The sequence below is a fragment of the Microbacterium sp. 1.5R genome (assembly GCF_001889265.1).
Lineage (GTDB): Bacteria > Actinomycetota > Actinomycetes > Actinomycetales > Microbacteriaceae > Microbacterium.
In genome coordinates this window covers 3,144,758-3,167,644 of the sequence record NZ_CP018151.1, presented here as the reverse complement: position 1 = coordinate 3,167,644, position 22,887 = coordinate 3,144,758, and the positions used below count along the sequence as shown (strand labels likewise).

Here is a 22,887-nt window from a genome sequence, read left to right as displayed (position 1 = left end):
GGCAGGATCCGAGTACCCTCGAATCGTGATCGAAGACATCAAGAAGCGTGCGCTGCACCGCACCAGCATCCTCGAGGGTCAGATGCGCGGAGTCGCGCGGATGATCGAGAGCGAGGAGTACTGCATGGACATCATCACGCAGTCCCGCGCGATCCAGCGTTCGCTCGAGTCCCTCAACCGCCTGCTGCTCGAGAACCATCTGCGCACGCACGTGACGCACATGTTCGACGAGGGCGGGGAGGAGCGCGACAAGGCCGTCGACGAGCTGCTCAAGGCGTTCGACTTCGACCGCAAGTAGCGCCGCGCTCCTCCGCTCCGCGTCAGCGTCCGCCGCCGAACACCTCGCCCTCCATGGCGTCGTAGCCCTCGGCCTGCGGGTCGCCGTGCGAACCGCCTGACAGCGCGTACTCCTCTTCGGGCGAGAGCACGAGGCGGTGCCGGAAGAACAGGCCGAATCCGAGCAGGATGATCGCGTAGACGATCGCGATCGCGATGATCGCCGGGCCGAACGTCGGGTTGAGCAGGAAGCCCACGAAGATCAGTGCCGCGATCACCAGGGCGATCACCGCGCCGGGGATGCCCCACGGGCTGACGTACGGACGGTCGACGTTGGGGAACTTCTTGCGCAGGATGATGAACGACACGAGCTGCAGTCCATAGGCGACGACGGCTCCCCAGACGGCGATGTTCAGCACGATCGCGCCGGCGACCGTTCCGGCACCCTCCGAGTCGACGGCCGTGAGCACGTCGAGCACGATCAGCGCGACGAAGCCGACCGCCGCGCCGACAGTGAGCGCGACCCACGGGGTCTGCCGCTTTCCGGTGAGCGAGAGGAAGCGGGGGTAGTAGCCGGCGCGGGACAGGGAGTACATGTTGCGTCCGTAGGCGAACATGATTCCCTGCAGCGACGCGAGCAGGCCGATGAGGGCGAACAGCGCGAGCACGGCGGCGAGCTGGTCGCCGACGATCGCGCGGAAGCCGTCGAGCAGCGGCTCACCGGCGGTGCCGGTGGCCTCGGCGCCGATCACGCCGGTGTTCAGGAACAGCACCAGGAGTCCGGTGACGATCAGGGTGCCGCGTGCCCAGAATCCTGCCTTCGGGATGTCGCGGGTCGGGTTGTGCGACTCCTCGGCCGCGAGCGGGAGCTCCTCGATGCCGAGGAAGAACCACATCGCGAACGGCAGCGCGAACAGGATCGGCAGGACGCCGTGCGGAAGGAACGCGGTCTGGCCCTCGTCGGGGACGATGTCCCACAGGGCATCCCACGAGAACGCGCCGGAGAAGAGGGCCATGGCGGAGAACACCAGGATGATGCCGATGGAGATCACGGAGACGACGATCGCGAAGCGGAACGAGATGGCGGCGCCCGCGGAGTTCAGGGCGATGAAGACGACGTAGAGGATGAGGTACCAGACCCAGCCCGGCAGTTCGAGACCGAGCAGCTCGCTCGTGATGCCGTTGGCATACGACGCCGAGAAGTAGACGATCACCGCCGTGGTCGCGACGTACTCGATGGTCTCGGCGGCTCCGGTGACGAGACCGCCCCACGGACCCATGGCCGAGCGGGCGAAGGAGTACGCGCCGCCGGTATGCGGCATCGCGGCCGCCATCTCGCCGATCGCGAAGATCATGCCGTAGTACATCGCCACGAGGATGGCGAACGCGATCAGCATCCCGCCGAAACCCGCGAAGTCGATGCCGAAGTTCCAGCCGGAGAAGTCGCCCGAGATCACCGCGGCGACCGCCAGACCCCACAGGCCCCAGACGCCGGCCGACCTCTTCAGCGTCCGTTTCTCGAAGTAGTCACTCCCGGCACGTGTATAGGTCGCTCCGGCGACCTTGCGGGATTCATTGCTCTGCTGGGACATCCGCTCTCCGTTCGCATGCGTGCAGGCGCCGGGTGCACCTTGCGGATGATTGTGACAGTCAATGGTGGTTTCGTCTACCTTTAAACGACGAGTTGATCTACTCTGAGGGCGAAGCCGGTCGGCCGATCGCTTCACCGCACGAGAACGGAGCGTCAGATGTCGGGCAACCTGAGCATCGAACAGCTGGATGCCGGCATCGCCGCCGGTGAGATCGACACGGTGATCGTGGCCTTCGCGGATGCGCAGGGGCGACTGGTCGGCAAACGCGTGTCGGCGCGGCTGTTCCAGGAGGACATCCTGGCTCACGGGGCCGAGGCCTGCGACTACCTGCTGTCGGTCGACGTCGACATGAACACCGTCGACGGCTATGCGATGTCGGGGTGGGACCGCGGCTACGGAGACATGGTGCTGAAGCCCGACGTCGAGACCCTGCGCAACATCCCGTGGCTCGAGGGCACCGCGCTGGTCATGTCCGATCTCGTGTGGCAGAACGGCGAACCCGTCGGGCCCTCGCCCCGGGCGATCCTCGATCGCCAGCGCGACCGCCTCGCCGAGCGGGGCTGGACCGCGTACTCGGGCACCGAGCTCGAGTTCATCGTCTTCGACAACACCTACCGCGACGCCTGGGCGCGCAAGTACGACGGGCTGACACCCGCGACCGACTACAACGTCGACTACAACCTGCTCGCCTCGACCCGCATGGAGCCGCTGCTGCGTGACATCCGCAACAGCATGGACGGCGCGGGCCTGTACTGCGAGGGCGTGAAGGGCGAGTGCAACTTCGGTCAGCAGGAGATCGCGTTCCGGTATGCGGAGGTGCGGGAGACCGCCGACCAGCACGCGATCTACAAGAACGGCGCGAAGGAGATCGCCGAGCAGCACGGCAAGGCGCTCACGTTCATGGCCAAGTTCAACGAGCGGGAGGGCAACAGCTGTCACATCCACCTGTCGCTGCGCGACGAGTCGGGTGCCCCGGTCATGGCAGGCGACGGAGAGCACGGCTTCAGTCCCGTCATGGAGCACTGGATCGCCGGCATCCTCGCCACTCTGCGCGAATTCACCCTGCTGCTCGCGCCCAACATCAACTCGTACAAGCGTTTCGCGAAGGGCAGCTTCGCGCCGACCGGTGTGGCATGGGGCATCGACAACCGCACCTGCGCTCTGCGGGTAGTCGGCCATGGATCGGGGCTGCGGGTCGAGAACCGGGTGCCCGGCGGAGATGTGAACCCGTACCTCGCGATCTCGGCGATCATCGCGGGCGGTCTGCACGGCATCGAGAACGAACTGCCGCTGCCCGAGCGCTTCACCGGCAACGCCTACGAGGATGCGGTCGACCACCTGCCGACCACCCTGCGCGAGGCGGCGAAGCTGTTCAGCGAATCGATCGTCGCGCGGGCGGCGTTCGGCGACGACGTGGTCGAGCACTATCTGAACCAGGCCCGCATCGAGGTGGAAGCCTACGACGCGGCCGTCACCGACTGGGAGCGCATCCGTGGCTTCGAGCGCCTCTGACCCCGCGCCGCTGATCGGCGTCACGACCTATCTCGAGCGCGCGCAGCAGGGGGTGTGGGATGTCAGGGCCGCGTTCCTGCCGGAGCAGTACCTCACAAGCGTGACCTCCTCCGGCGGCATCGCCCTTCTTCTTCCACCACAGGATCCGGGTGCTGCAGATGCGGCGATCTCGGGCATGCACGGCCTCGTGCTCTCCGGCGGGGCGGACGTCGCGCCCGAGCTGTACGGCGAGGACCGGCATCCGCTCACCGACCCCGCGAGGGTCGACCGCGACGCGTGGGAGCTCGCGCTCTTCCAGGCGGCCGAGCGTCGTGGCATCCCGGTGCTCGCCATCTGCCGCGGTCTGCAGCTCGTGAACGTCGCCCGCGGCGGAACCCTGCAGCAGCACCTGCCCGAGTCGCTCGGCACCGAGAAGTACCGCATCGGCGGCGGTGTCTTCGCCGAGAACGACGTCGCGGTGTCGACCGACACACCCCTCGCCGACATCATCGGCGAGACCGAGATGCGGGTGCACAGCTACCACCACCAGGGGGTCGACCGTCTCGGCGAGGGGCTCGTCGCCGCCGCGCATTCGGACGACGGCCTCGTGCAGGCCTTCGTCGACACGTCAGCCGGCCACATCGTCGGCGTCCAATGGCACCCCGAGGAGAACGCCGAGGATCGGCGGCTCTTCACCGATCTCGTCTCACAGGCCCGTGCGTTCGCCGCGCGGCGGAAGGAGGACGCCCGATGAGCGCGTTCACAGTCATCAACCCGTCGACCGGCGCGGCGATCCGCGAGGTCGCGCGCGCCGACATCGGAGAGACGGATGCCGCGATCGCGCGCGCTGTCGCAGCGCAGCGACGGTGGGCGGCTCTCGCCCCGGTCGCGCGGGCTGACGCGCTGCGGTCCTTCGCTCGTGCGGTCGAGGCCGCCGCAGAGGAGCTCGCACAGCTCGAGGTGCGGAACTCCGGGCATCCGATCGGCTCGGCCCGCTGGGAGGCCGGACACGTCGCGCAGGTGCTCAACTACTACTCGGCCGATCCCGAGCGACTGTCGGGTCGGCAGATCCCGGTGGCCGGCGGACTCGACGTCACCTTCCACGACCCCTACGGCGTGGTCGGAGTCATCGTGCCGTGGAACTTCCCGATGACGATCGCGGCGTGGGCGTTCGCGCCGGCGCTCGCCGCAGGCAACGCCGTCGTCCTGAAGCCCGCCGAACTCACGCCGTTGACAGCCATCCGACTCGGCGAGCTCGCCCTCGAGGCGGGCCTTCCCGAAGGGCTGTTCGAGGTGGTCACCGGGTCGGGATCCGTGGTGGGGCAGCGTCTCGTCGAGCACCCTGACGTCCGCAAGGTCGTGTTCACCGGGTCGACCGAGGTCGGCATCGAGGTCGCCGCCGGATGCGCTCGCGCGCTCAAGCCCGTGACGCTCGAGCTCGGCGGCAAGAGCGCCAACATCGTCTTCGCCGACGCCGACCTTGAGAAGGCCGTCGCCGCGGTGCCCGGCTCGGTGTTCGACAACGCGGGCCAGGACTGCTGCGCCCGCAGCCGGCTGCTCGTGCAGCGATCGGTGTACGACCGGTTCCTCGAGATGCTCGAACCCGCGGTCAGGGCGTGGCGTGTGGGCGACCCGTCGAGTGCCGACACCGACATGGGGCCGCTCATCTCTGCCGCGCATCGCGACACCGTGTCGGGCTTCCTCGACGACGCGAACATCGCGTTCCGCGGCAGCGCTCCGAGCGGCGACGGATTCTGGTTCGCGCCCGCCGTGGTGCTCGCCGACCCGTCCGACCGGATCGCCCAGCAGGAGGTGTTCGGCCCGGTCGTCGCGGTGATGCCGTTCGAGGACGAGGCCGATGCGATCCGCCTGGCGAACGACACCGTCTACGGTCTCGCCGGGTCGATCTGGACCGAGAGCCTCGGACGGGCGGTGCGAGTCTCGCGCGGCGTGCAGAGCGGCGTGCTCTCGGTGAACTCGCACTCGTCGGTGCGCTACGCGACGCCGTTCGGCGGCATGAAGGCATCCGGACTCGGGCGCGAGCTGGGTCCCGACGCCGCAGAGCACTTCACCGAGACCAAGAACGTCTTCTTCGCGACAGACGAATCCTGACCAGCGACACCCGGCCCGACCATCCCCACCTGCAACGGAGAGCACACATGACCATCGATCTGACCCAGCGCCTCAAGGACCGCGTCGCGATCATCACCGGAGGGGCGAGCGGGATCGGCTTCGCCACCGCTCAGCGCTTCGCGGCCGAAGGCGCGTTCGTCGTCATCGCCGACGTCGACCCCGCCACGGGCGAGAAGGCGGCGGCCGAGGTGGGCGGTGCGTTCCGTCCCGTCGACGTGGCCGACGAGACCATGGTGAACACCCTCTTCGACGGCGTCGCCGCGGAGTTCGGCCGTATCGACATCGCCTTCAACAACGCCGGCATCTCGCCCGCTGACGACGACTCGATCGAGACGACCGAGCTGCCGGCCTGGGATCGCGTGCAGGACGTGAACCTGAAGAGCGTGTACCTGTGCAGCCGTGCGGCACTGCGCCACATGGTGCCGGCGGGTCGCGGATCGATCATCAACACCGCGTCGTTCGTCGCCCTGCTGGGGTCGGCGACCTCGCAGATCAGCTACACCGCGTCGAAGGGCGGCGTGCTGGCGATGTCGCGCGAGCTCGGCGTGCAGTTCGCGCGACAGGGCGTGCGGGTGAACGCGCTGTGCCCCGGGCCGGTGAACACGCCGCTGCTGCAGGAGCTGTTCGCCAAGGATCCCGAGCGCGCGCAGCGACGACTCGTGCACGTGCCCATGGGGCGCTTCGCCGAGCCGTCCGAGCTGGCCGCCGCTGTGGCCTTCCTCGCCTCGGACGACTCATCGTTCATCACCGCCAGCGCCTTCGTGGTCGACGGCGGCATCACGAACGCCTACGTCACCCCGCTGTGAAGCGGGATCATGTCACTGTGACAAGGTGAAAGCATGAGCGAGCACCCTTCCGATGGCGATCTCGTCGAGGTGCGCCGGGCGGTCTACCGGCCGCTTCGCCGAGGCAACGCCCTCGAGGATGCGGTGGCTCGCCTCGTGCAGACCATCCGCCTCGGCGTCGTCGCCCCGGGGGAGTCGCTGCCGCCGGAACGAGAGCTCGCCGCCTCGTTCGGCGTCAGTCGCGACACCGTGCGCGAGGCGATCCGCGAACTCGCCGACACCGGATACCTGGTGCCCAAGCGGGGGCGCTACGGCGGCACGTTCATCGCCGATCCGCTGCCCCAGCCCTCGGATGCCGGGGAGGTCACGGCGGACGAGATCGACGATGTGCTGGGGCTGCGGCGGGTGCTCGAGACGGGAGCGGTGCGGGCTGCGGCGAGCCGGACGCTGGATGCCGCGACCCGCGCCGACCTGTGGGCGCGACATGAGGCCGCGCTGCCCGCCGGGCCCGAGGAGTATCGGCGTCTCGACACGCTGCTGCACCTCGCGATCGCGGAGGCGGCCGGCATCCCCTCGCTCGTCGCGCTGGTCGCCGAGAACCGGGCCGACGTCAATGCGTGGCTCGACACGTTCCCGCTGATGCCGCGCAACATCCAGCACTCGGGTGAGCAGCATGAGCAGATCGTGACGGCGATCCTCGCCGGGCGGCCCGACGTCGCCGAGGCGGCGATGCGCGATCACCTCGCCGGTTCCGAAGCGCTGCTGCGCGGATTCCTGATCTGAACCCGCGCAGCAGCGGCTGCACCTCACGGCACTGTCAGCTCGTGGCTGCCTCGTCGGCCACGGCGAGAGCCTCGTCGAGCACGGCCAGACCGCGCACGAGATCGTCCTCGCCGATCACGAGCGGCGGTGCCACGTGCATGCGGTTGAAGTGCGTGAACGGCCAGACACCCGCCTTCTTGGCGGCGGCGGCGAAGGCGGCGACGGGCGCGGCATCCGCTCCGCTCGCGTTGAACGGCACGAGCGGCTCGCGCGTCTCCTTGTCGCGCACCAGCTCGACGGCCCAGAAGAGCCCGCGGCCGCGCACCTCTCCGACGCTCGGGTGGGTGTCGACCCAGCCGCGCAGGGTCGGCTCGACGATGCGCTCGCCGAGGTCGCGCACCCGCTCGAGGATGCCGTCGCGGCGGAACACCTCGAAGGTGGCGACGCCCGCGGCGCACGCGAGCGGATGCCCGGAGTACGTGAGCCCTCCCGCGAACGGCGTGGTGTCGAAGGCCTTCGCGATGCGCTCGGAGATGACGACGCCGCCGAGCGGCACGTACCCGGAGTTCACGCCTTTCGCGAAGGTGATCAGGTCGGGACGCCCGTCGTACGCGTCGATGCCGAACCACTCGCCGAGGCGGCCGAAGCCGACCATGACCTCGTCCGCGATGTAGACGATGCCGTAGCGGTCGCACAGCTCGCGCACGCCCTGCAGGTAGCCGGGCGGCGGCACGAGCACGCCGTTCGTGCCGACGACGGTCTCGATGATGATCGCCGCGATCGTCGAGGGTCCTTCGAGCTGGATGGTCTGCTCGAGGTGGGCGAGGGCGCGCTCGGACTCCTGCTCCGGCGTCTCGGCGTGGAACGGCGAGCGGTAGAGGTAGGGCCCGAAGAAGCGCACGGCTCCGGAATCCGGTGTGCCGTTCGCCCACCGGCGAGGATCACCCGTCAGCGAGATCGCCGTCGCGGTCGACCCGTGATAGCTGCGGTACATCGAGAGCACCTTGTGGCGGCCCGTCGACTGGCGCGCCATGCGCACGGCGTACTCGTTGGCCTCGGCGCCGCCGTTGGTGAAGAAGACCTTCTCGAAGCCCTCGGGCGCGACCTCGATGATGAGTCGGGCGAGCTCGCCCCGCACGTCGTTGGCCATCGCCGGCTGGATGGTCGAGAGGCGACCCGCCTGCTGCTGGATCGCGGCCACGAGGTCGGGATGCTGGTGCCCCAGGTTGAGGTTCACCAGCTGGCTCGAGAAGTCGAGGTAGGCGTTGCCGGCGTAGTCCCAGAACGTCGAGCCCTCACCCGCGGCGACGGGCAGCGGATCGATGAGTCCCTGGGCGCTCCAGGAGTGGAAGACGTGGCCGCGGTCGTCCGCCCGCACCTGCGCCTCGGCCTCGGGGGCGGGGAGCGGATGCGATGCGCCGTGGCGATCGATGAAGTTCGTCATGTCTCGTGTCTCGGTTCTCAGTGTCTGCTCGGGGGCTCAGTGGTTGCTCGGGAAGCCCAGGTCGATCTGCGAGGGCGTGTGGTCGGGCCAGCGCGTCGTGACCACCTTCGACCGAGTGTAGAAGTGCACCGACTCGGGTCCGTAGATGTGCGAGTCGCCGAAGAGCGAGTCCTTCCAGCCGCCGAACGAGTAGGCGCCGATCGGCACGGGGATCGGCACGTTGACGCCGACCATGCCGACCTCGATGTCGAACTCGTACTGGCGGGCGGTGCCGCCGTCGCGGGTGAAGATCGCGGTGCCGTTGCCGTACGCGTTCGCGTTGACGAGCTCGACGGCCTCGGCATAGGTCTCGACGCGCACGACCGAGAGCACCGGGCCGAAGATCTCGTCGTCGTACACCTTCATGCCGGGAGCGACCCGATCGATGAGGCTGACCCCGATGAAGAAGCCGTCGGAGTCGAACTCCTTCGTCGTGCCGTCGACCACGACGGTCGCACCCTCCGCGGTGGCGCCGGTCACGTAGGAGGCGACGCGGTCGCGGTGCTCGCGGGTGATGAGCGGGCCCATCTCGCTCGCGGCGTCCGTGCCCGCGCCGATCGTGAGTCCGTCGATGCGCGAGGCGATCGCTGTGACGAGGTCGTCGGCGATGTCTCCCACCGCGACCAGCACCGAGACGGCCATGCAGCGCTCGCCGGCCGAGCCGTATGCGGCCGAGACCGCCGCGTCGGCCGCGGCGTCGATGTCGGCATCCGGCATCACGACCATGTGGTTCTTCGCGCCGCCCAGAGCCTGCACGCGCTTGCCCGCGTTCGCCGCCCGCTGGTAGATGGAGCGGGCGATCGGGGTCGATCCGACGAAGCTGATCGCGTTCACCCGCGGCGACTCGAGCAGCGCGTCGACGGCCTCCTTGTCGCCGTTCACGACATTGAGCACGCCGTCGGGCAATCCTGCCTCCTGGAAGAGCTTCGCGATCCAGATGGCCGCCGACGGGTCCTTCTCGCTCGGCTTGAGCACGACCGTGTTGCCGCAGGCGATCGCCGAAGCGACCATCCACAGCGGCACCATGACGGGGAAGTTGAACGGCGTGATCGCCGCGACGACCCCGACGGGCTGCTTGACCGAGTGCACGTCGACGCCGCGCGAGACCTGCTCGCTGCGCTCTCCCTTGAGCAGGTGCACGAGGCCGGCGGCGAACTCGACGTTCTCGATGCCGCGCGAGACCTCGCCGGCGGCGTCCGAGAGCACCTTGCCGTGCTCCGAGGTGACGATCGCCGCGAGCTCGGGCGTGCGCTCCTTGAGCAGCTGACGCAGGCGGAAGAAGACGTCGGCGCGCTTGATGAGGCTCGTCTCGCGCCAGGCGGGCAGAGCGGATGCCGCGGCGGCGATGGCCTGGTCGACCTCGGCGGTCGACGCGAAGGCGACCTGCTTCGACACCTGACCGGTGGCCGGGTCGAAGACCTGTCCCGTGCGCGCCGCGTCGGCGGTCTCTGCTCCATTGATGAGGTGACGGACGATGTCCACGGGGCTCCTTCGTGCTGCGTGATCCGTATCGAACACTCTGACCGAGCAGCGATACGCTGGGTTCTCTCCCATGATCACAGAGCACGAGAGGGCGAACAGGTGTCAGAACGTAGCGACTTCGAGCTGGGTCGGACAGAACGTCCGGACGGCAGCACGTTTCTCAGCGTCTCCGACGTGCTCTCCGAGCCCGCCGTGCAGCAGGGCGGCCCGTCGGTGCTCGTGGGCGGCGCCGCTCTCGATGTCGCCGTGCGGTGGGTGCATGTCTCCGACAGCCCGGACGTCGCGCGGCTTCTCGACGGCGGCGAGCTGCTGCTGACCACGGGAGCCGGGTGGCCGAGCGACGTCGAGCAGCTGCGGGACTTCGCGACCAGCCTGCACCGCGCGGGCATCGCCGGCATCGTGTTCGAGCTCGGCACAGCCCGGGAGGCGGTGCCCCAGCCGCTGGTCGACCTGTGCGCGACGGTCGGACTGGCGCTCATCGCGTTGACCCGAGAGGTCAAGTTCGTCGCGGTGACCGAGGCGGTGCATCATGCCCTCATCGCCGCGCAGACGCACGCGCTGCACGAGCGTCAGCACCTGCACGAGCTCTTCACCGCGCTGAGCCTGCAGGGCGCGCCGGCCGATGTCGTGGTGTCCGAGACCGCGCGGGCGCTACGCGCACCGGTGATCCTGGAGAACCTCGCAGGTGAGGTGATCGCGGCCGAGGGGCTCGACTCTCCGATCGCCGACGTCCTGAGCTCGCGTGGCGACGCCGAGCGGGTGCCGGTGCAGGCGCGGGGAGTGCGCTGGGGCACGCTGCTCGCCCAGCCGGGACCGGCTCACCCCGCCGGGCGGGTCACGGTGCTCGAACAGGGGGCGACGGCCCTCGCGTTCGGCTGCATCGCCGACGGCGGCGACACCGAATGGTCGCTGCTCGCGCAGCGCACGGTGATCGATGATCTGCTGGGGGCGCGCTTCGCGAAGGCCGACGACATCGACGCGCGGCTGCGTGCCGGCGGTTTCGCCCTCGCCGACCGGCAGTGCCACGGGATCGTCGCCCGAGGGTCGGCGTCGATCAGCGAGCTCGCGTATCGCGCACGGCAGGCGGGGTTCGCCGTCATGGCGGCCAGGGTCGAGGGCGACGACGTCGCTCTGCTGTCACTTCCGGCATCCGCAGTGCTGTCCGACGAGGTCGTGCTGCGCATCGCCGGTCCCGACCGCGCGGTGTTCGTCGGCCCGGTCGCCGATGACGTCGTCGGACTGCTCGGCTCGCTGCGCGCCGCGCGCGACCTCGCCGACAGCGACCGCGCCGAGGCGGGGGCCAGAGTGCGGCGGGTCGACGATCGCCCGCTCGAGAGGCTCGTCGCCACGCTGCGCGACGATCACCGGCTGCACGAGCACAGCGAGCGGATGCTGGCGCCGCTGATCCGTCACGACCGAGAGCGTCGCGGCGACCTGCTCGCCGTGCTCGCGGCTCTCGTCGCACACCCGGGCAACCGCTCGGCGGCGGCCGCCGCGAGTCACCTGTCGCGGTCGGTGTTCTATCAGCGCCTCACGCTGATCGGCGATCTGCTCGGTGCCGACCTCGACGACGGCGAGACGATCGCGGCGCTCCACCTCGCGCTCCTCGCGAGGCGGCGCACCGCGGTGACCGACTGAGTCAGAGCACCGACTGGGCGTCGGTGAGCACGCTCCGCAGGATCTGCTCGATCTGACGGAACTCCGCGGATCCCACCGTCAGCGGCGGTGCGAGCTGGATCACGGGGTCGCCGCGGTCGTCGGCGCGGCAGTAGAGCCCGGCCTCGAACAGGGCGGGGGAGAGGAAGCCGCGCAGCAGCCGCTCGGACTCGTCGTCGTCGAAGGTCTCCCGCGTCGCCTTGTCCTTCACGAGCTCGATGCCGAAGAAGTAGCCGTCTCCGCGCACATCGCCCACGATCGGGATGTCGAGGAGCTTCTCGAGCTCGGCGCGGAACAGGGGCGAGTTCTCGCGCACGTGCTCGTTGAGCCCCTCCTCGTCGAAGATCGCGAGGTTCTCGAGGGCCACGGCCGCCGAGACCGGATGCCCGCCGAACGTGTAGCCGTGCGGGAACGACACGTCGCCCTTCGAGAACGGCTCGTAGATCCGGTCGCTGATGACGGTCGCGCCGATGGGCGAGTAGCCGCTCGTCATGCCCTTGGCGCACGTGATCATGTCGGGCACGTAGCCGAGGCCCGTGCACGCGAAGGTGTGGCCCAGGCGACCGAACGCGCAGATGACCTCGTCCGACACGAGCAGCACGTCGTGGCGGTCGCAGATCTCGCGCACCCTGGCGAAGTATCCGGGAGGAGGCGGGAAGCATCCGCCCGAGTTCTGCACCGGCTCGAGGAACACCGCGGCGACCGTGTCGGCGCCCTCGAACAGGATCATCTCCTCGATGCGGTCGGCGGCCCAGCGACCGAAGGCCTCGAGGTCGTCGCTCGGGCCGCCCATCTCGGCCGCGCGGTAGAAGTTGGTGTTCGGCACGCGGAACCCACCCGGGGTGACGGGCTCGAACATGGACTTCATCGCCGGGATGCCGGTGATGGCCAGTGCGCCCTGAGGGGTGCCGTGATAGGCGACCGATCGCGAGATGACCTTGTGCTTGGTCGGCTTGCCCATCAGCTTCCAGTAGTGCTTCGCGAGCTTGAACGCGGTCTCGACCGCCTCGCCGCCGCCCGTCGAGAAGAACACGCGGTTCAGGTCGCCGGGCGCCTCGGCCGCGAGTCGGTCGGCGAGCTCGATGGCCGCCGGGTGCGCATACGACCACAGCGGGAAGAACGACAGCTCGGATGCCTGCTTCGCCGCGGCCTCGGCGAGCCGACGACGGCCGTGGCCGGCGTTGACGACGAAGAGTCCGGCGAGGCCGTCGAAGTACTCCTTGCCCTTCGAGTCCCAGATGCGGTGACCGTCGCCCTTGACGATGATCGGGACGCCGCTCTTCTCCATCGTGGACTGCCGTGTGAAGTGCATCCACAGGTGGTCCTTGGCCATGGTCTGGAGTTCGGCCTCGGACGGTGTCGGGCGTTGCGTGCTCATCTGGTCCCCCAGTTGTAGAGCTGCTTCTGCAGCTTGGCGTAGATGAAGGTCTCGGTCGACAGGACCCCGTCGATCGGGCGGATGTGATCGTTGATGAGGGCGAGGAGGTCCTCGTCGTCCTCGCAGACGACCTCGGCGAGGATGTCGAACGAGCCCACGGTGATGACGACGTAGTCGATGGCGGCGATCTCGGCGATGGCCTCGGCCACGACCCTCGTGTCGCCCGAGACGCGGACGCCGATCATGGCCTGCCGGGGGAAGCCGAGCTGCATCGGATCGGTCACTGCGACGATCTGCATCACGCCGGACTCGGTGAGCCGCTGCACGCGCTGGCGGACGGCGGCTTCGCTGAGCCCCACCTCTCGCCCGATGTCGGAGTACGAGCGTCGCCCGTCCTCCTGCAGCAGTTCGATGATCGTCTTCGCGACATCGTCCAGTGGGGGGTGCTTCTTCGAGGACGCCATGATGCGATCCTCGCACCGCAGCGGCCGGTCTTCAACTGATTCCGCAGAATCGGCAGAGCCTCAGGGGTGAAACCGCAGAATATCGCGCTTATGCCTCGAGGGGTCCGAGCCAGGCGCTCGCCGCAGTGGAATGCGCCGATTCGGGATCGGAGGGATGGAATGCGCCCGCGAGGACGTCCCGGTAGAGACGCGACAGCTCGTTCGACGAGAAGTACGAGCCGCCGCCGGCGACGAGCATCGCCTGATCGACGACGTGCTTCGACATCGTGATCGCCCGGTGCTTGACGCCCGACAGCAGCGTGAACCACCGAGCGCCGTTGTCGACCCTCTCATCGACATCGCGGGCGAGCACCGCGATCTGCGGCGGGAGCGCGTCGTACGCGAGGCCCATGTCGGCGATGCGCCAGCGGATGTCGGGATCCTGGCTGTACGTCGCACCCGTCTTCTTCGAACGGCGCATCTGCGCGGTGAGCACCGCCAGGTCGAGGGCACGACGTGCGATGCCCGTGTAGACGGAGGCGAGCAGGATCTCGAAGACGGAGAAGATCCCGAAGACGATGGGGTCGGGGTTCGGGCCCGGATCGATGCGACGCACCACGTGCGCGGCATCCGCCACGGCTCCGTCGAGACGCGTCGTGCGGCTCTGGGTGCCCCGCATGCCGAGGGTGTCCCAGTCGTCGCCCGTGACGACCGCGTCGGTGCGGTCGACGAAGGCGAAGACCAGCTTCGGAGCGTCGGCGCTCGTCGTGTCGAGGCCGTGCAGCCCGAGCCTCGTCCATACGGGCGCGAGCGAGGTGAAGATCTTGGTGCCGGTGAACGCGTAGCCTCCGTCGGCGGTGGGCGTGGCCTCGGTGTCGCTGCCGAACAGCACCAGGTCGTTGCCGCCCTCGCTGATTCCGAAGGCGAAGACCTCGCCCGCGACCGCGCCGTCCTGCACGAACTCGAGACCCGGCACGCCGCGGTCGGAGAAGACCTTCGCGACGCCGGTCCACACCAGGTGCATGTTGATCGCGAGCGCCGTGGCGGGAGCGGCGGTCGCGAGACGCTGCTGCAGGATCGCCGCCTCGGCGAGGCCGAGCCCCGCGCCCCCGCGTTCGGCCGGCACGAGTATCGACAGATATCCCGCATCGCGGAGCTCATCGAGGTCCTGCTCGGGGAACGTGTTCTCGCGGTCGTGGATCGGGGCCCGCTCGCGGATGCGCTCGAGAAGGTCGTCGGGAAGGTAGGCGGTCGGATCGAAGGTGCTCACGCGAGTGCCTCTCTCAGCTGTCGGACGGTCTCTTCGGGCTTGTCGCGGTGCAGCGAGTGCCCGGCGCCCTCGACGACCGACATCGTGACGAGGGGGTTGGAGGCGAGGACGCCGGCCGCGACCTCGCCGGTGAAGATGCTGTAGACCGCGGGATCCGAGGCGATCACATGGGTGGGAACGGTCAGCCGGGCGGCATCCGCAGTGACGTCCCACGGAGTGTTCTGCGCACTCGTCTGCTCGACCGCCCAGGCGCTCGCGCGGTGCACCGCGTCGACCTTCAGCTCCCAGTCCTGCGGGTGCCAGTGCGGATGCTCCTGCCGCACCAACTCCACCCTGTTGTCGGCGAAGGCGCGCTCCTGGCTCCTGCGGACGATCGCGGCATCCCGGCCGCCGACGAGGATCGCCGGATCGAGCAGCACGAGTCGGCGCGTCCACTCGGGAGCGGATGCCGCCGCCGCCGTGCTGGAGGCCCCGCCGAGCGAGTGGCCGACGACGGCATCCCAGGGTCCCCCTCCGTCGGGCGTCGTCGTGGCGAGGTCTGCCGCGTAGGCGGCGACCGAGTAGTCGAGGGCGCGCGGGGCGTCGCCGTGGCCACGCAGGTCGACGGCGGTCGCATGCCATCCGGCGTCGGCGAGGTCGGTGCCGACGCGCCACATGAGAGCCGCGGACGAGCCGAGCCCGTGCACGAGGAGAACGCGACGATCGGATGCCGGGTCGCCCCAGGAGATGCGGGGCAGCGTGAGCGGTGCGGGCATGCAGCAAGCCTACGACCGGCTCGCGGCGGTGAGGCCTGCGGAGCTCAGTCGAGGGGCGGCAGGTCGCCGTGCGTCGTCAGCACGCGGGCCGCTGCGGTGTGGCCCGCGGACAGCCGTGCCGACAGATCTGCGCCGTCGAGGGTCGCGGCGAGGAACCCGGCCGCGAACGCGTCTCCGGCGCCGACCGGCTCGACGACCTCGACACGGGGAGCGGGCACGAACACCGGCTCGTCGTCGCCGAGGAACGCGGTCGCCCCGACGTCGCCGTCCTTGACGATGAGCAGCCCGCAGTGCGGCAGACGGGTGCGGATCTCGGCGGCGGTCGCGGTGCCCCAGATGCGCTCGGCCTCGTCGCGTCCGACGAAGGCGATGTCGGCGGCGTCCGCGAGGCGGGCGAGAGTGTCGGCGGCATCCTGCATCGTCCACAGTGCGCGGCGATCATTGACGTCGAAGGACACGAGGGCGCCGGCGGCGCGAGCGTCGACGAACAGCTGATCGACCATCGCGCGGCAGGACGGCGAGAGCGCCGGGGTGATGCCCGTGGTGTGCACGATGCGGACGCCGGCGAGCTGGGCGGCGTCGAGGAACCCCGGTGCCATCAGCGAGGCGGCCGAACCGCGCCGGTAGTAGTAGACCGACGACGACTCCACGCCGGGGTCCTTGAACATGACGCCGGTGGGAGCATCCGCATCCGTCGTCACCCAGAGGTCGACGCCGCGCCGCTCGAGCTCGGTCGAGATGCGCACGCCGATCGGGTCGTCACCGAGGCGTGAGGCCCACGCGGCGCGGTGCCCTGCCGACACGAGCCCGACCGCGACGTTGCCCTCGGCTCCCGCCAGACCGAGCGCAGCCGTCTCGGTCTCGGCGAGCGGGGCGCCGAGAGCGGTGACGAGTCCCATGGACTCGCCGATGCAGACGACCTCGGGGGCGGCGGATGCGGGGGAGGGGGCAGAGCTCATGAAGGGGTGACCGCCAGGGGTTCGGTGTCGGGGTGGGGACTCGCGTCGCGATGGCGCAGGTCGGGGAAGGAGCGGACGAAGACGATCGAGACGACGAGGCCGGCTGCGGCGAACAGTGTCGCGGCGAGGTAGGCGCCTCGCGGATCCGTCGCGTCGACCAGGAAGCCGGCGACCGCCGAGCCCGCCGCGGCACCGATGAGCTGTCCCGTGCCCGCCCAGCCGAACGCCTCGGCGGTCTCGCTGAACTTCACGCTCGCGGTCGTGATGGCGAACAGCACGGCGAGGGCCGGCGCGATGCCGATGCCGGCGAGGACCAGCGTGCCGCCGAGCCAGAACACGTTGAGGGAGAACATGGTGAGCGCCAGGCCGACGGTGACGATCGCGAGACGGCGGGCCATCGCCCAGGGGCCGATGGGGATGTGTCCGAACGCGAGTCCGCCGGCGAGGCTGCCGACCGAGAAGACGGCGAGCACGAGGCCGGCGGCGAGGCTGCCGTGCTCGAACGTGGCGACGACGCCGACCTCGACGGCGGAGCAGGCGCCGATGAGGAGGAACCCGATGACGGTGGCGAGCAGCACGGGCGGCTTGAGGACGACCTTGCCGAGGGCGTTGCGGCTGCGGGGGATGCGCACGCGACCGACCTCGGGCGAGAGGATGAACCACGCTCCGCCGCCCACCAGCACGACGGCGACGAGCAGGAGACCCTCGGCGGTGCCGACCTGGGTCGAGACGAGGGTGATCACGACGGGCGCGATGACCCAGATGATCTCCTGCAGCGAGGCATCGAGGGAGAACAGCGGAGTGAGCTGCTTCGAGTTCACGAGCTTCGGATAGATGGTGCGCACGGCGGCCTGCACCGGCGGGGTCGAGAGGCCGGCGATCATGCCCAGGATCATGTAGCCGGGGATGCTGAGGGGGAGGAGCGCGAGCCCCAGCACGGCGACCACGCAGACGCTGAGCGTCAGGGTGAGCACGCGGCGCATGCCCCAGGCGCCCATCCACCGACTCGTGATCGGGCCGGCGACGGCCTGCCCGACGCTCGTCGCGGCGAGCACGAGGCCAGCCGAGCCGTACGACCCGGTCTGCTGCTCGACGTGCAGCAGGATCGCGAGCGAGGTCATCCCGTTGGGGAAGCGAGCGGTCAGCTGTGCAGCGATCATGCGCGCCACTCCGGGCGTGCGAAGAAGGTCCCGATATCCCGCCACGGGTCAACGCTACCGGGAGGCGCGGACGCGGGTCCAAGCGGCTCCTCCGCGACACGCCGCGACACGCCCAAACCGAGTTTCCACAGAAAATCCGATGTCCGAGGTCGGCCGTATCGTCCCCCCTGTGGATGGATCTCTCACAGGTCGTTCCCAGCCGCGATTTCTCGCGGTTCGCAGGCACTGTCAAGGGGGCTGTGCCTGTGGAAGAAACGGTGGAGAACCTGTGTTGTAACAGTGGAGAGCGGTGGAAAACTACACGTATGTAACTACTACCCCTAGTGGTCACCCTGAATGTCCGTACCTATATGTAGTATTGAGATCCCGGTGAGGGTCTACCGGAAAACAGCCTGATTCAGATGCAGGCCAGAGATGTGAGGGGAAGCGAAAAGATGTCGATCACGGTCTACACGAAGCCGTCCTGCGTTCAGTGCAACGCCACCTACCGCGCGCTCGACGCCAAGGGCATCGAGTACGAGATCCTCGACCTGTCGGAGGACGCCACGGCGCTCGAGCAGGTCAAGGCGCTCGGCTACATGCAGGCACCCGTCGTCGTCACCGACGAGGGTCACTGGTCGGGCTTCCGCCCCGACAAGATCGACGAGCTCGCCTCGCGTCTGGCGTGATCCGCCATGAGCGCCGTCGCGACCGCCGCGCCGCTCCTGGTCTACTTCTCGAGCGCCTCGGGTAACACCGCGCGCTTCGTCGAGAAGCTCGGGCTCCCGGCCCGACGCATTCCCCTTCTCCGACAGCAGGAAGAACTCGTCGTCGACGAGCCCTTCGTGCTGGTCACCCCCACCTATGGCGGGGGTGAGGGGCGCGGCGTCGAACGAGGCGCGGTGCCCAAGCAGGTCATCCGGTTCCTCAACGACGAGCGCAACCGGCGTCACATCCGCGGAGTCATCTCGGCGGGCAACACCAACTTCGGCGACTCGTTCTGTCTCGCCGGTGACATCATCAGCCGCAAGTGCAACGTGCCTCACTTGTATCGGCTCGAGATCTTCGGCACACAAGACGATGTAGATCGCGTGAGCGACGGATTGGAGCGACGGTGGGTACCGCAGTTGACGAGCAGGCAGGAGCCGACTCAGTGACGGATACGGTGGCGTTCAAGATGAACCCGACCTACGAGGGCCTGGACTATCACGCCCTCAACGCGATGCTGAACCTGTACGACGCGAACGGCAAGATCCAGTTCGACGCCGACAAGCGGGCGGCGCGCGAGTACTTCCTGCAGCACGTCAACCAGAACACGGTGTTCTTCCACTCGCTCAAGGAGCGCCTCGACTACCTCGTCGAGAAGGAGTACTACGAGCCGGCCGTGATCGAGCAGTACTCGCTCGAGTTCATCCAGAAGCTCAATGACCTCGCCTACGGCAAGAAGTTCCGCTTCGAGACGTTCCTCGGCGCCTTCAAGTACTACACGAGCTACACGCTCAAGACGTTCGACGGCAAGCGCTACCTCGAGCGCTTCGAAGACCGCGTCGTGATGACGGCCCTCGGCCTCGCCGGCGGCGACGAGCAGCTCGCCGTCGCACTGGTCGAGGAGATCATCTCCGGCCGCTTCCAGCCCGCGACCCCGACCTTCCTCAACTCGGGCAAGGCCCAGCGCGGCGAGCTCGTCAGCTGCTTCCTGCTGCGCATCGAGGACAACATGGAGTCGATCGCCCGCGGCATCAACTCCGCCCTCCAGCTCTCCAAGCGCGGCGGCGGAGTGGCGCTCCTGCTCTCGAACATCCGTGAGGCCGGTGCGCCGATCAAGCAGATCGAGAACCAGTCCTCGGGCATCATCCCCGTGATGAAGCTCCTCGAAGACAGCTTCAGCTACGCCAACCAGCTCGGTGCGCGTCAGGGTGCGGGCGCGGTGTACCTCAACGCACACCACCCCGACATCATGCGCTTCCTCGACACCAAGCGTGAGAACGCCGACGAGAAGATCCGCATCAAGACGCTGTCGCTCGGCGTCGTCGTGCCCGATATCACGTTCGAGCTGGCGAAGAACGGCGAGGACATGTACCTCTTCTCGCCGTACGACGTCGAGAAGGTCTACGGCGTCCCCTTCGGCGACATCTCTGTCACCGAGAAGTACCGTGAGATGGTCGACGACCCGCGCATCAAGAAGACGAAGATCAACGCGCGCGAGTTCTTCCAGACGATCGCCGAGATCCAGTTCGAGTCGGGCTACCCGTACATCATGTTCGAGGACACGGTGAACAAGGCCAACCCGATCAAGGGCCGCATCAACATGTCCAACCTCTGCAGCGAGATCCTGCAGGTGAACACGCCGACCACGTACAACGACGACCTGTCGTACGACCAGATCGGCAAGGACATCTCCTGCAACCTCGGCTCGATGAACATCGCGCTGTCCATGGATGCCGATGACCTGGGCCAGACGGTCGAGACCGCGATCCGTGCGCTGAGCGCGGTGAGCGACCAGAGCCACATCCGCTCGGTCCGCTCGATCGAGGACGGCAACGACCGTTCGCACGCGATCGGCCTCGGCCAGATGAACCTGCACGGCTACCTCGCCCGCGAGCACGTGCACTACGGCTCCGAAGAGGGCATCGACTTCACGAACATCTACTTCTACACGGTGCTGTTCCACGCGCTGCGCGCCTCGAACAACATCGCGATCGAGCGCAAGCAGGCCTTCGACGGCTTCGAGGACTCGACCTACGCGTCGGGGGAGTTCTTCGACAAGTACATCGAGCGCGCCTGGGTTCCCGAGACCGAGAAGGTCAAGGAGCTCTTCGCGGGCAAGCACATCCCGACGCAGGAGGACTGGGTGGCGCTGAAGGCGTCGATCCAGGAGCACGGCATCTACAACCAGAACCTGCAGGCGGTGCCCCCGACCGGCTCGATCTCGTACATCAACAACTCGACGTCGTCGATCCACCCGATCGCGTCGAAGATCGAGATCCGCAAGGAAGGCAAGCTCGGCCGCGTCTACTACCCGGCGCCGTTCATGACGAACGACAACCTGGAGTACTACCAGGACGCGTACGAGATCGGCTACGAGAAGGTCATCGACACCTACGCCGCCGCCACCCAGCACGTCGACCAGGGCCTGTCGCTGACGCTGTTCTTCAAGGACACCGCCACGACGCGTGACATCAACAAGGCTCAGATCTACGCATGGCGCAAGGGCATCAAGACGATCTACTACATCCGTCTGCGTCAGATGGCGCTCGAGGGCACCGACATGACCGAGTGCGTCTCGTGCATGCTCTGATCCGGCCCTGAACACGAGAAACGACGAAGAATCATGACTCCTCACCCCCCGCTCAAGCTGGTCGACAGCGTTCAGGCGATCAACTGGAACCGCATCCAGGACGACAAGGACCTCGAGGTCTGGAACCGCCTGGTGAACAACTTCTGGCTGCCTGAGAAGGTGCCGCTGTCGAACGACGTCCAGTCGTGGAACACGCTCACGCCCGATGAGCAGCTGCTCACCATGCGCGTCTTCACCGGTCTGACGCTGCTCGACACGATCCAGGGCACCGTCGGCGCCGTCTCGCTGATCCCCGACGCGATCACGCCTCACGAAGAGGCCGTGTACACGAACATCGCGTTCATGGAGTCTGTGCACGCGAAGAGCTACTCCTCGATCTTCTCGACGCTCGCGTCGACGAAGGAGATCGATGAGGCGTTCCGCTGGTCCACTGAGAACCCGAACCTTCAGAAGAAGGCTCAGATCATCATGGACTACTACCAGGGCGACGACCCGCTCAAGCGCAAGGTCGCCTCGACGCTGCTCGAGTCGTTCCTGTTCTACTCGGGCTTCTACCTGCCGATCTACTGGTCGTCGAAGGCGAAGCTCACGAACACGGCCGACCTGATCCGCCTCATCATCCGTGACGAGGCCGTGCACGGGTACTACATCGGCTACAAGTTCCAGAAGGGTCTCGAGAAGGAGACCGAGGAGCGCCGCCAGGAGCTGAAGGACTACACCTTCAACCTGCTGTTCGAGCTCTACGACAACGAGGTGCAGTACACGCAGGACCTCTACGACGGCGTCGGCCTGACCGAGGACGTCAAGAAGTTCCTGCACTACAACGCCAACAAGGCGCTGATGAACCTCGGCTACGAAGCGATGTTCCCCTCGACCGTCACGAACGTGAACCCGGCGATCCTGTCGGCTCTCTCGCCGAACGCCGACGAGAACCACGACTTCTTCTCTGGATCGGGATCGTCGTACGTCATCGGCAAGGCCGAGGCGACGGAAGACGACGACTGGGACTTCTAAAAAGCCAGGTCAGCATTGAATATGTATCAGGGGGTGAAGATGAGCAGCGATGGGATCACGCTCGAGTGGAGGGCAGTACACAACGCTCGTACCCACGTTTTGCCCACGCTTCATCGACATGGAGTCGGCGCGACGGGAACGTCGCGCTCCTTGACAACCCGACTGAGGGGTCCCCACGCATCTGTGGGGACCCCTCCTCTTTGTCGTGCCAGCGCCGGCACGCGCTCAGACCGAGAGGAGGTGAAAAAGTATGACCATGCATATGCCAATGGGTCCCGATGGGGCCTGGAAGACGGGCCAGCGGGTTCCGTTCGACGGAGACTGGGCCGACCAGTACGGAGTCGTCACGCGCCACGAGCGCGGAGCTACGTTCCCGCCGTGCATCGACCGCAAGGGAGAATGCGCGTACCGCTACCTGGTTGAAGCTGTTGCTGCAGCTTGATCCGGTGAACCTCTAGGAAAGGCATAGGCCCCCGACTTCGGTCGGGGGTCTTTGTCGTTGGCGGTCAGATCCCTTGCGGTCGATCACAGCGAGAACAACACCAAGCATGCGCCAGGTATGCCCTGCTTTGCAATACCAATGAAACGACGGCGTGTCATGAGGCGGCCGTGGCTCGCGCGGCGCTCATCGCTTGCGCCACTGCCTCCAGATCGTCGTCGAACAGATCCGCGTAGACGTCGAGTGTCATAGCTGCCGAGGCGTGTCCGAGCATGCGCTGTACGGCCTTCACGTGGGCGCCGGATGAGACGGCAAGTGACGCGGCAGTGTGGCGAAGGTCGTGCGGCGTGATTGCCGGGGTCCTCTTGTCGATCAGGTGGGCGCTGCGAACCGTCTTCACGAACCATCCGCTGGTCGCGTGCGGGTAGGGCACCGTCGCCGAGCAGGAAGTCGTCGGGCGATTTGCCCTCGCACAGTCGCGCGATTCGTTTCACAAGGTGGGGCGGAATAGGGATCTCGCGGGACGCTCCAG

The 22,887-nt window shown here is 67.9% G+C and carries 21 protein-coding genes; 11 read left to right on the top strand and 10 right to left on the bottom strand.

What is annotated here, in order from left to right; translation table 11 throughout:
• Positions 1-25 precede the first annotated feature (25 nt).
• The gene (locus BMW26_RS15180; RefSeq protein WP_053097810.1) at positions 26-298 is read left to right on the top strand and encodes a metal-sensitive transcriptional regulator; all 273 of its coding nucleotides are present in this window, start codon (positions 26-28) and stop codon (positions 296-298) included.
• Positions 299-320: 22 nt separating this feature from the next.
• Here the strand turns inward: BMW26_RS15180 and BMW26_RS15175 are convergent, their stop codons facing one another.
• A complete protein-coding gene (locus BMW26_RS15175; RefSeq protein ID WP_072591938.1) occupies positions 321-1,868 on the bottom strand; it encodes an amino acid permease in 1,548 nt (515 codons plus the stop codon).
• Positions 1,869-2,024: 156 nt separating this feature from the next.
• Between BMW26_RS15175 and BMW26_RS15170 the strand changes: the two genes are divergently transcribed.
• From BMW26_RS15170 to BMW26_RS15150, 5 genes are read left to right on the top strand one after another with little or no spacing between them, the layout of a single operon-like run.
• Entirely contained in the window at positions 2,025-3,380 is a 1,356-nt protein-coding gene (locus tag BMW26_RS15170) for a glutamine synthetase family protein (RefSeq protein ID WP_072591937.1), read from the top strand.
• Positions 3,361-4,113: a gamma-glutamyl-gamma-aminobutyrate hydrolase family protein gene (locus BMW26_RS15165; protein ID WP_072591936.1), complete on the top strand. Its 753-nt coding sequence runs from the start codon at positions 3,361-3,363 to the stop codon at positions 4,111-4,113. The genes BMW26_RS15170 and BMW26_RS15165 overlap by 20 nt, the downstream gene beginning before the upstream one ends.
• Complete coding sequence (locus BMW26_RS15160; RefSeq protein ID WP_072591935.1) at positions 4,110-5,471, top strand: aldehyde dehydrogenase family protein; 1,362 nt, start codon at positions 4,110-4,112, stop codon at positions 5,469-5,471. The genes BMW26_RS15165 and BMW26_RS15160 overlap by 4 nt, the downstream gene beginning before the upstream one ends.
• A 47-nt stretch (positions 5,472-5,518) precedes the next feature.
• A complete protein-coding gene (locus BMW26_RS15155) occupies positions 5,519-6,298 on the top strand; it encodes a 3-oxoacyl-ACP reductase (protein ID WP_053097800.1) in 780 nt (259 codons plus the stop codon).
• Positions 6,299-6,331: 33 nt separating this feature from the next.
• A complete protein-coding gene (locus BMW26_RS15150; RefSeq protein ID WP_072591934.1) occupies positions 6,332-7,060 on the top strand; it encodes a FadR/GntR family transcriptional regulator in 729 nt (242 codons plus the stop codon).
• A 34-nt stretch (positions 7,061-7,094) separates the two neighbouring features.
• Here the strand turns inward: BMW26_RS15150 and BMW26_RS15145 are convergent, their stop codons facing one another.
• Positions 7,095-8,483 carry an aspartate aminotransferase family protein gene (locus BMW26_RS15145; protein ID WP_072591933.1) on the bottom strand — a complete coding sequence of 463 codons (1,389 nt, stop codon included), beginning with the start codon at positions 8,481-8,483 and terminating at the stop codon, positions 7,095-7,097.
• A gap of 36 nt (positions 8,484-8,519) precedes the next feature.
• Positions 8,520-10,004 (bottom strand): CoA-acylating methylmalonate-semialdehyde dehydrogenase, encoded by a 1,485-nt coding sequence (locus BMW26_RS15140; protein ID WP_072591932.1) that lies wholly within the window; start codon positions 10,002-10,004, stop codon positions 8,520-8,522.
• 174 nt (positions 10,005-10,178) lie between these two features.
• Between BMW26_RS15140 and BMW26_RS15135 the strand changes: the two genes are divergently transcribed.
• Positions 10,179-11,642 carry a PucR family transcriptional regulator gene (locus tag BMW26_RS15135; RefSeq protein ID WP_232224483.1) on the top strand — a complete coding sequence of 488 codons (1,464 nt, stop codon included), beginning with the start codon at positions 10,179-10,181 and terminating at the stop codon, positions 11,640-11,642.
• 1 nt (position 11,643) lies between these two features.
• Here BMW26_RS15135 and BMW26_RS15130 read toward each other — a convergent pair whose 3' ends face one another.
• From BMW26_RS15130 to BMW26_RS15105, 6 genes are all read right to left on the bottom strand, one after another.
• Positions 11,644-13,038: an aspartate aminotransferase family protein gene (locus BMW26_RS15130; RefSeq protein ID WP_072591931.1), complete on the bottom strand. Its 1,395-nt coding sequence runs from the start codon at positions 13,036-13,038 to the stop codon at positions 11,644-11,646.
• The gene (locus BMW26_RS15125; protein ID WP_053097793.1) at positions 13,035-13,502 is read right to left on the bottom strand and encodes an Lrp/AsnC family transcriptional regulator; all 468 of its coding nucleotides are present in this window, start codon (positions 13,500-13,502) and stop codon (positions 13,035-13,037) included. Before BMW26_RS15125 ends, BMW26_RS15130 begins: the two co-directional genes overlap by 4 nt.
• An 88-nt stretch (positions 13,503-13,590) precedes the next feature.
• Positions 13,591-14,751 (bottom strand): acyl-CoA dehydrogenase family protein, encoded by a 1,161-nt coding sequence (locus BMW26_RS15120; RefSeq protein WP_072591930.1) that lies wholly within the window; start codon positions 14,749-14,751, stop codon positions 13,591-13,593.
• The gene (locus BMW26_RS15115) at positions 14,748-15,506 is read right to left on the bottom strand and encodes an alpha/beta fold hydrolase (RefSeq protein ID WP_072591929.1); all 759 of its coding nucleotides are present in this window, start codon (positions 15,504-15,506) and stop codon (positions 14,748-14,750) included. The genes BMW26_RS15120 and BMW26_RS15115 overlap by 4 nt, the downstream gene beginning before the upstream one ends.
• A 44-nt stretch (positions 15,507-15,550) precedes the next feature.
• A complete protein-coding gene (locus tag BMW26_RS15110) occupies positions 15,551-16,465 on the bottom strand; it encodes a sugar kinase (protein ID WP_072591928.1) in 915 nt (304 codons plus the stop codon).
• Positions 16,462-17,625, bottom strand: a complete 1,164-nt coding sequence (locus tag BMW26_RS15105) for an MFS transporter (protein WP_056279162.1) — start codon at positions 17,623-17,625, stop codon at positions 16,462-16,464. The genes BMW26_RS15110 and BMW26_RS15105 overlap by 4 nt, the downstream gene beginning before the upstream one ends.
• A gap of 434 nt (positions 17,626-18,059) precedes the next feature.
• Between BMW26_RS15105 and nrdH the strand changes: the two genes are divergently transcribed.
• Genes nrdH through nrdF form a run of 4 tightly spaced genes read left to right on the top strand, consistent with a single transcriptional unit; the run spans position 18,060 to position 21,916 of the window.
• The gene (nrdH, locus tag BMW26_RS15100; RefSeq protein WP_042537838.1) at positions 18,060-18,293 is read left to right on the top strand and encodes a glutaredoxin-like protein NrdH; all 234 of its coding nucleotides are present in this window, start codon (positions 18,060-18,062) and stop codon (positions 18,291-18,293) included.
• 6 nt (positions 18,294-18,299) lie between these two features.
• On the top strand, positions 18,300-18,761 hold the full coding sequence (gene nrdI / locus BMW26_RS15095) for a class Ib ribonucleoside-diphosphate reductase assembly flavoprotein NrdI (RefSeq protein WP_053097788.1): 462 nt from the start codon (positions 18,300-18,302) through the stop codon (positions 18,759-18,761).
• Positions 18,762-18,781: 20 nt separating this feature from the next.
• Entirely contained in the window at positions 18,782-20,902 is a 2,121-nt protein-coding gene (nrdE, locus tag BMW26_RS15090; protein ID WP_056280194.1) for a class 1b ribonucleoside-diphosphate reductase subunit alpha, read from the top strand.
• A gap of 33 nt (positions 20,903-20,935) precedes the next feature.
• A complete protein-coding gene (nrdF, locus tag BMW26_RS15085; RefSeq protein ID WP_056279164.1) occupies positions 20,936-21,916 on the top strand; it encodes a class 1b ribonucleoside-diphosphate reductase subunit beta in 981 nt (326 codons plus the stop codon).
• A 596-nt stretch (positions 21,917-22,512) separates the two neighbouring features.
• On the opposite strand, the gene BMW26_RS17670 is transcribed toward nrdF, so the two are convergent.
• Positions 22,513-22,755 carry a tyrosine-type recombinase/integrase gene (locus BMW26_RS17670; RefSeq protein WP_072591926.1) on the bottom strand — a complete coding sequence of 81 codons (243 nt, stop codon included), beginning with the start codon at positions 22,753-22,755 and terminating at the stop codon, positions 22,513-22,515.
• Positions 22,756-22,887: the final 132 nt, after the last annotated feature.